This window comes from Sphingomonas sp. ABOLE (assembly GCF_003950455.1).
GTDB classification, from domain to species: Bacteria; Pseudomonadota; Alphaproteobacteria; order Sphingomonadales; family Sphingomonadaceae; genus Sphingomonas; species Sphingomonas trueperi.
Map to the genome: position 1 here is coordinate 1 of NZ_QQWY01000111.1, position 940 is coordinate 940.

Below are 940 nucleotides of genomic sequence, written 5' to 3' on the forward strand. Positions count from 1 at the left end.
GTGCGGCGGCGGGGAGCGCGGCGCCGAGGCCGCACGCCAGCGCGAGGGGCGCGGCGGCGCGGCGCGCCCGCTCAAGCATTCCGGAACTGGTTGCGTACTTCATAGGCCATCACCGCCGTTGCCACTGCCGCATTGAGGCTGTCCGCCTTGCCGAGCATGGGGATCTTTACCAGAAGATCGCAGGCGGCTTCCATATGGGGCGGCATGCCCTGCGCCTCGTTGCCGGTGAGCAGGAAGGTCGGCGCGGCGTAGCGCGGGGCCTGGTAGTCGTGGGTCGTATCGAGGCTGAGGCCGACGAGCTGGCCGGGGCCGGCGCGCAGCCAGGGCTCGAATTCCTCCCAGCGGGCGCGGGCGACGGGGACGGTGAACAGCGCGCCCATGCTCGCGCGCACCGCCTCGACCGAGAAGGGGTCGACGCAGTCGTCGATCAGGATCAGCCCGCCGGCGCCCACCGCGTCGCCGGTGCGCAGGATGGTGCCGAGATTGCCGGGATCGCGTAGGCGCTCGGCGACCAGCCAGATCGGCGCGGTGCTGCGGTCGATCTCGGCGAGGTCGAGCGCGAACTCGGGGTAGACGCCGACGACCGCGCCCGGATTGTCCTTGCCGGAGAGCTTCGACAGGATGTCGGCATTGGTCTCGATCGCTTCGCCGCCCTGGGCCTCGGTGGCGGTGACGAGGGCGACGACCAGCGGGTGGCGGGCGGTCTCGGCGGTGTAGAACAGGTATTCGGGGATTCGGCCGGCCTCGCGCGCCTCGGTCAGGATGCGCAGGCCCTCGGCGAGGAACAGCCCCTCTTCGCGGCGGTGGCGCTTGTCGCGCAGGTTGCGCATGCGCTTGATGAGAGGGTTGGAATAGGCGGTGATTTCGCGTGGCATCCGCGCGCTATAGGGCGGGATGGGGGCGGGGGCTAGTTGGGGTGCGGCGCGCGCTTAGCCTGCGT

At 71.2% G+C, this 940-nt stretch carries 1 protein-coding gene; it reads right to left on the bottom strand.

Going from position 1 to position 940, the window contains the following annotated elements; all coding sequences use genetic code 11:
* Positions 1-71 precede the first annotated feature (71 nt).
* Positions 72-875 (bottom strand): RNA methyltransferase, encoded by an 804-nt coding sequence (locus CA234_RS24120; RefSeq protein ID WP_126002947.1) that lies wholly within the window; start codon positions 873-875, stop codon positions 72-74.
* Positions 876-940: the final 65 nt, after the last annotated feature.